This window comes from Stenotrophomonas sp. GW821-FHT09E08 (genome assembly GCF_059416125.1).
The window spans coordinates 314,946-321,923 of the sequence record NZ_JBWKOO010000003.1 but is presented as its reverse complement, the minus strand read 5'-3'; the positions used below and the strand labels follow the sequence as shown (position 1 = coordinate 321,923).

At 66.2% G+C, this 6,978-nt stretch carries 5 protein-coding genes and 2 tRNA genes; 2 read left to right on the top strand and 5 right to left on the bottom strand.

The window, feature by feature from the left end; all coding sequences use genetic code 11:
* From AC07M7_RS06160 to AC07M7_RS06140, 5 genes are all read right to left on the bottom strand, one after another.
* Positions 1 to 74, bottom strand: a tRNA-Pro gene (locus tag AC07M7_RS06160).
* A 140-nt stretch (positions 75 to 214) separates the two neighbouring features.
* Positions 215 to 291: transfer RNA gene (locus AC07M7_RS06155), tRNA-Pro, on the bottom strand.
* A gap of 55 nt (positions 292 to 346) precedes the next feature.
* Positions 347 to 463 carry a cytochrome bd-I oxidase subunit CydX gene (cydX, locus tag AC07M7_RS06150; RefSeq protein WP_005410354.1) on the bottom strand — a complete coding sequence of 39 codons (117 nt, stop codon included), beginning with the start codon at positions 461 to 463 and terminating at the stop codon, positions 347 to 349.
* Between the two features lie 54 nt (positions 464 to 517).
* The gene (gene cydB / locus AC07M7_RS06145) at positions 518 to 1,672 is read right to left on the bottom strand and encodes a cytochrome d ubiquinol oxidase subunit II (protein ID WP_495206955.1); all 1,155 of its coding nucleotides are present in this window, start codon (positions 1,670 to 1,672) and stop codon (positions 518 to 520) included.
* 15 nt (positions 1,673 to 1,687) lie between these two features.
* Positions 1,688 to 3,271 (bottom strand): cytochrome ubiquinol oxidase subunit I, encoded by a 1,584-nt coding sequence (locus tag AC07M7_RS06140; RefSeq protein WP_006378378.1) that lies wholly within the window; start codon positions 3,269 to 3,271, stop codon positions 1,688 to 1,690.
* Positions 3,272 to 3,499: 228 nt separating this feature from the next.
* Here AC07M7_RS06140 and cydD point away from each other — a divergent pair, with 228 nt between their 5' ends.
* Positions 3,500 to 5,245 carry a thiol reductant ABC exporter subunit CydD gene (gene cydD / locus AC07M7_RS06135; RefSeq protein WP_495206954.1) on the top strand — a complete coding sequence of 582 codons (1,746 nt, stop codon included), beginning with the start codon at positions 3,500 to 3,502 and terminating at the stop codon, positions 5,243 to 5,245.
* On the top strand, positions 5,242 to 6,915 hold the full coding sequence (gene cydC, locus AC07M7_RS06130; protein ID WP_046986135.1) for a thiol reductant ABC exporter subunit CydC: 1,674 nt from the start codon (positions 5,242 to 5,244) through the stop codon (positions 6,913 to 6,915). The genes cydD and cydC overlap by 4 nt, the downstream gene beginning before the upstream one ends.
* Positions 6,916 to 6,978 lie beyond the last annotated feature (63 nt).

Sequence of the window (6,978 nt, the reverse complement as noted above, 5' to 3'; positions counted from 1 at the left end):
TCGGGGAGACAGGATTCGAACCTGCGACCTCTACGTCCCGAACGTAGCGCTCTACCAGACTGAGCTACACCCCGAAGGGAGCCGCCTATTCTAGCGATTCACCCCGATGGCGGCAAGGGGTGGATGCTGTTTTCTTCACACTGCCGAAGCAGTGCCACTTCAGGGAACAAAAAAGCCTGGAAGACTTCACCAGGCTTCAATGCGACCACTTGAGTGGTCGGGGAGACAGGATTCGAACCTGCGACCTCTACGTCCCGAACGTAGCGCTCTACCAGACTGAGCTACACCCCGAAGGAGCCGCCTAAGATACCGTGTGAAGACCAGGGCGGCAAGGCTTTTTTACAGCTCAGCGACGATTTTCTTTCTCGATGCGGTTCTGCTCGCGGGCTTCAAACCACATGCCGTTGAGGATGGCGACCGTCGAGGCGAGGCCGGCGCCGAGGATCCAGGCGAAATACCACATGTTCAATCTCCTGTGTGCAAGACAGGTGCCGACCGTGGGTCGGCACGCTGGCAATCAATAGGCGTTGGGGTTGTCGTCCATGTCCTCGACCGTCGTCTTGCCCTTCAGCACGCGGTACACCCAGGTGGTGTAGGCGAGGATGATCGGCAGGAAGATGGCCGTGGCCAGCAGCATGACCCACAGCGTGAGGTGGCTGGACGAGCTGTCCCAGACGGTCAGGCTGGAGGTGGGCTGGCTGGAGGACGGCAGCAGGAACGGGAAGATCGCAAAGCCGACAGTCAGGATGATGCCACCGATGGATGCACCCGAGGCGATGAAGGCCAGGCCACCACGACGGGCACGCAGCAGCACCGCACTGGCCAGCGCGCCGAGCAGGCCGAGCACCGGGAACACGATCGTGGCCGGCATGCTGCTGTAGTTGCGCAGCCAACCACCGGCAGCCGTGCCCAGCTCGGCCGTCTTCAGCAGCGGATTGGTCGGGCCATCGGTGACCACCTGCGAGGTGATCTGGTAACCCGGCAGGCCGAAGGCCACCCAGGCACCGGCCACGGCGAACAGCACGAAGCTGATGATGGCGGCGACGCTGCCGTAACGTGCGGCACGTTCGGCCACCGGGCCGTCGGTCTTGATGACCAGCATGGCCGCACCATGCGAAACCAGCATGGCCACGCTGATCAGGCCGGCGATGAGCGCGAACGGTGTGAGCAGGCCGAAGAACGAACCGGTGTAGGTCACGCGCAGGGTGTCATCGAAGTGGAACGGCACACCCAGCAGCACGTTGCCCACCGCCACGCCGGCAATCAGGCCCGGCAGCAGGCCACCGACAAACAGCACGCGGTCCCAGTTGTCGCGCCAGCGCTTGGACGGCAGCTTGCTGCGGTACTTGAAGCCGACCGGGCGCAGGATCAGCCCGAACAGCATCGCAAACACCGCCAGGTAGAAGCCGGAGAAGCTGACCGCATACAGCGGCGGCCATGCGGCGAAAATCGCACCGCCACCCAGTACCAGCCACACCTGGTTGCCTTCCCACACCGGGCCGACGGTATTGATCACCAGCCGGCGTTCTTCATCGGTTTTGGCAACGAACGGCAACAGGGTGCCGACGCCAAGGTCGAAACCATCCATCACGGCCCAGCCGATCAGCAGGATGCCGAGCAGCAGCCACCAGATCACGCGGAGCGTGGTGTAATCAAGTGCAATGAATTCCATCTGGATTCTCCTGCCTCAGGCCTGGCCGGGGGCGACTGCATTGGGGGAAACAGGGCGGATATCGGCCTGCAGCGTCGGCAGGATGTCGTCCGGACCCTTGCGGATCGCCTTCAGCATCAGCTTGATCTCGATGATCAGCAGCACCGTGTACAAGCTGGTGAACACCGCCAGCGTGGTCAGGATTTCATGCAGTGCCAGGCCCGATGCGGCGTAGAAGGTCGGCAGAACGCCGTCCACAGCCCACGGCTGACGGCCGTACTCGGCAACGAACCAACCGCATTCGATCGCGATCCACGGTGCCGGCAGCGACCACACCGCCAACCGCAGGAACCAGCGCTTGTCCTGGAAGTTGTTGCGGCACGAGAAGTAGAAGGCCAACGCGAAGAAGGCGATCAGGTAGAAGCCCAGGCCCGCCATGATGCGGAAGGTCCAGAACAGCGGGGCCACGCGCGGCACGGTATCCATCGCGGCCTTGGAGATTTCCTCCGGCGTCGCGTTGAGGATGTCTTCGCGGTAGCGCTTCAGCAGCAGGCCATGGCCGAGATCCTGCCAGTGGCGATCGAACATCTCGCGTGCTTCGAGATCGTTGCGGTCCTTCTTCACGCGCTCCAGTGCGCCGTAGGCGATCTGGCCACCGCGGATGCGGTGCTCGGCACGTTCCACCAGCTCCAGGATGCCGGGAATCGGCTGGTCCAGCGAGCGGGTGGCGATCAGGCCCATCAGGTACGGGATCTTCACCGCATAGTCGTTCTGATGGGTGTCTTGGTTGGGAATGCCGAAGGCGGTGAAGTCGGCCGGCGCACGCTCGGTTTCCCACATCGCTTCAATCGCGGCCAGCTTCATCTTCTGGTGTTCGCTGGCGGCATAACCGCTTTCGTCACCCAGCACCACCACCGACAGCGAGGACAGCAGGCCGAAGGCTGCAGCCACCGCGAACGAACGGCGGGCCATGTCCTTGTACTTGCCACGCAGCAGGTACAGCGCGCTGATCGACATCACGAAGATCGCACCGGTCACGTAGCCGGCACTGACGGTATGCACGAACTTGGCCTGGGCCACCGGGTTCAGCAGCACCGCGGCGAAGTCGACCACTTCCATGCGCATGGTTTCCGGGTTGAACACCGCACCGGTTGGGTTCTGCATCCAGCCGTTGGCGATCAGGATCCACACCGCCGACAGGTTGGTGCCCAGCGCCATCAGCCAGGTCACGGTGAGGTGCTTGACCGGAGTCAGGCGCTTCCAGCCGAAGAAGAACAGGCCGATGAAGGTCGCTTCCAGGAAGAACGCCATCAGGCCTTCGATGGCCAGCGGCGCACCGAAGATGTCACCGACGTAATGGCTGTAGTACGACCAGTTCATGCCGAACTGGAACTCCATCACCAGGCCGGTGGCTACGCCGATGGCGAAGTTGATGCCGAACAGGGCACCCCAGAACAGGGTCATCTGCCGCCAGACCTGCTTGCGGGTCATCACGTACACGCTTTCCATGATGGCCACCATGAAGGACAGGCCAAGCGTGAGGGGGACGAATAGGAAGTGGTACATCGCGGTCAGAGCGAATTGCAGCCGCGACAGTTCTACGACTGTCTGATCAATCATGGCCTGGCTACCTCGTTGGATAGTGCCGTTGCAGGTGGCGGGAAGGGTGGTCTACGGGGTGAATGATGTGACCGACTACTTCAAACAGCCTTGATCCAGATCAATGTATGAATGGGTATTCAGGAGGATCGTATGCCAACCCGCCTGGGACTGCGACCGCCGGCCGCAGGGGGAGGCTGTTGCCTGCGCCTACAATGCCTGCCAATGCCCTGTTGCCTGTGAAGACCCTTGAGCGCTGCCGAACCGACTGCTGACGCCGCTGTTTCCGAAGACGAATCGACCCGGTTGCGGCGCATCCGTAGCGCGTGGCTGGCCGATCTGGCGCGGTCCGCGCGCGGCCGCCAGCGGTTGGCCTCGTTGTGCATCAGCCTGTCCGGCGCACTGTTGATCGGCCAGGCGGCCGCCATCGCCTGGCTGGTGCAGCAGGTGCTGGTCGAGCGTGTACCACTGGCCTCGGGCCTGCCGGTGCTGGCCACGCTGGTCGTGATCCTGATCGTGCGTACGCTGCTGGGCAGCGCCACTCAGGCTGCAGCGGGTGTCGTGGCCGATGCCGCGCGGCTGGCGTTGCGCGAGCGCGTATTCGCGCGGCTGCTGGGCCATGGGCCGCTGTGGCTGCGCCAGCGCCGCACCGGTGAGCTCGGAGAGCTGATGCTGCATCACGGCGATGCGATCGAGAGTTATTACAGCGGCTTCCTGCCGGTGCGCACCGAAGTGGTGGTGGTGCCGGTGCTGATCCTCGCGGCAGTGGCCTGGGTCGACTGGGTAGTAGCGCTGATCCTGCTGTTCACCGCGCCCCTGGTGCCGTTCTTCATGATGCTGGTGGGCTGGGGTGCCGAAGCGGCCGGCCGTGCGCAGCTGGGCGAACTGGCACGGATGAGCGGACACTTCGCCGATCGCATCAAGGGTCTGGGCCTGCTGCGCCTGTATGGCCGCGGCGAGGCCGAGCTGGAGGGTATCGAAGCGGCTGCAGAAGGCGTGCGCGTGCGAACGATGAAGGTGCTGCGCATCGCCTTCCTGTCGTCCACCGTGCTGGAGTTCTTCGCTTCGGTGAGCGTGGCGATGGTCGCGCTGTACCTGGGGCTGAGCTATCTGGGCCTGCTGTCGTTGCATGCGACGGTGCCCACGCTGGGTGCGGGCCTGTTCTGCCTGCTGCTGGCGCCGGAGTTCTATGCGCCGCTGCGGCGGCTGGCAGCGCACTACCACGACCGTGCCAACGCGCTGGCTGCGGCCGCTGAAGTGGAGCGCCTGTTGCAGGTGCTGCCGGAAGAAGCTGTCCTTGCCGATGACGAAATGGTGCCGCTGCCGCAGGAGCCGGCCGAAGCGGCGATGGCGCCGTTGCGGGCGTGGGGGCTGATGCTGCGTCCCTTGGGCGCGCCGCATGATGTGCTGCAGGGCCTGGACGTGACACTGGAGCCAGGCCAGCGGCTGGCGCTGGTGGGCCCCAGTGGCAGTGGCAAGAGTACGTTGCTGGAAGCACTGGCCGGTTGGCTGCCCCCCCGTGCGGGCAGGGTGCAGCTGCGACCGGGGCTGCAGGTGGCCTATGCCAGCCAGAGGCCCTACCTGTTCCATGGCAGCATCGCCGATAACCTGCGGCTGGCCGATCCGGGCGCCAGCGACGCCCGCCTGCGCGCGGTGGCCGAGGCCGCGCAGGTGCTGCAGTTCGCACAGCGCCTGCCGCAGGGGCTGGATACCGTGATCGGTGAGCGCGGCTTCGGCCTGTCCGGTGGTGAAGCACGCCGCATCGGCCTGGCCCGGTTGCTGCTCCGCGATCCACAGGTACTGCTGCTGGATGAGCCCACCGCCTTCCTCGATGCGGACACCGAAGCCGCGCTGCTGCGCAGCCTGGCCGCCTATGCGCGCGGGCGCAGCGTGGTGGTCGCCACCCATAGCCCGGCGGTGATTGCCTGGGCCGACCGTTGCCTGCTGCTGCCCGAAGGGCGGCTGGTCGAGCCAACGCAGGCGGTGCGCGCATGAGTCGTTCGCCGGATTCACTGCGCGCGGTATTCCTGCGCCATCGCGCGCGCCTGTTGCTGGCCGTGCTGCTGCTGTGGGCCACGATGCTGGCCGGCACCGCCCTGCTGGGGTTGTCGGGCGGCTTCCTGACCGCCGCAGCGCTGGCCGGTGCCGCCGGCCTCGGCCAGGGCTTCAATTTCTTCACGCCCTCGGCGGGCATCCGTGGGCTGACCATGGCGCGCATCGCGTCGCGCTACTTCGAAAAACTGGTGGGGCATGACGTGACCCTGCGCATCGCCCGTGACCTGCGCGTGTGGTTCTTCCGACGCGCGCTGCCGCTGGCACCGGCGCGGTTGGGCGCGACGCGTACCGGCGAGCTGCTGGCACGCCTGCTGGGTGACATCGGCGAAGTGGATGGCCTGCTGGTGCGCGCCATCGGCCCCCTGTTGGCCCTGGGTGGGTTGTCGCTGGTGGGGGTGGCTTCGGCCGCTGTGGTCCTGCCTTCGGCGGCTGTGCTGCTGGCGGTACTGGCGGTGCTGATCAGCTTCGGGGTGCCGTGGCTGGGCGTGCGTGGGCATGACGATGAGGAGGCCGATCGCGCCGCACATCGCGCTGCGCTGCGCACCGCCGCGTTCGAAGGACTGGAAGGCGCGGGTGATCTGGCCGCACTGCATGCCAGCACGGCATGGCAGTTGAAGGTGCGGGTGGCCGCCAAGCAACTGGCCTCGCGTGATCGTCGCCGTCGCTGGCGCCTGATCGCGGCCTCGACCCTGCACGGCCTGGTTGCCGGGCTGGGTCTGGTAGCGATGCTGGCACTGGCTCTGCATGCGGCCGAACAGCAGCGCATCGCGCCGGAAATGGCCGCTGGGCTGGTGTTCCTCACCGTGGCACTGATCGAACTGTGGGCCGGCATGGGCCTGGCCTGGCAGTCACTGCAGTCCGGGCGGATCGCTGCTGCGCGGCTGCAGGCGATCGTCGAGCAGCCGCCGACGGTGGAAGACCCGCAGGCGCCGCAGCCGGTGCCGCAGGCGGCGCGCGTGCATTGGGATGACATCCATTTCCAGTGGCCAGGCGCGGTGCGTCCGGTGCTGTCTGGCCTGCAGCTGACACTGGCACCGGGCGAGCGCATTGCCATCCGCGGCGACAGCGGCAGTGGCAAGACCACGCTGTCCAGCCTGCTGCTGCGATTGTGGGATCCGCAGCAGGGGCGGTTGACCTACGGTGGCCGTGACCTGCGCGACTTCGCCCAGGGCGACTGGCATCGGCAGCTGGCCTGGTTGCCGCAGAACGCCCCGGTGTTTGCCGGCAGCGTGGCCGAGAACCTGCGGCTGGGTGATCCCGATGCGAGCGACGCGGCGTTGTGGGCGGTGCTGCGGCGCGTGCGCCTGGGCGAATGGGCCGAGCACAATGGTGGCCTGCAGGCCTGGGTGGGCGAGAACGGCGCGACCATGTCGGCCGGTCAGGCACGGCGCCTGGCACTGGCGCGCGCGCTGCTGCGCAATGCGCCGATCCTGCTGCTGGACGAGCCGACCGAGGGCCTGGACGTGGATACCGCGCGCGCGCTGCTGCTGGATCTGGCCAGCTTGCTGGACGGCCGCAGCCTGCTGATGATCACCCACGACGACCTGCCCGAAGGCGTGGTTGATGCGCAGTACCGGTTGTGTGATGGGGTTCTGATCCGCGAAGCGTGAAATCATCCCGGTAGTGCCGGCCGCTGGCCGGCAACCACGCATCCGGTTCGAACATCATGGCGT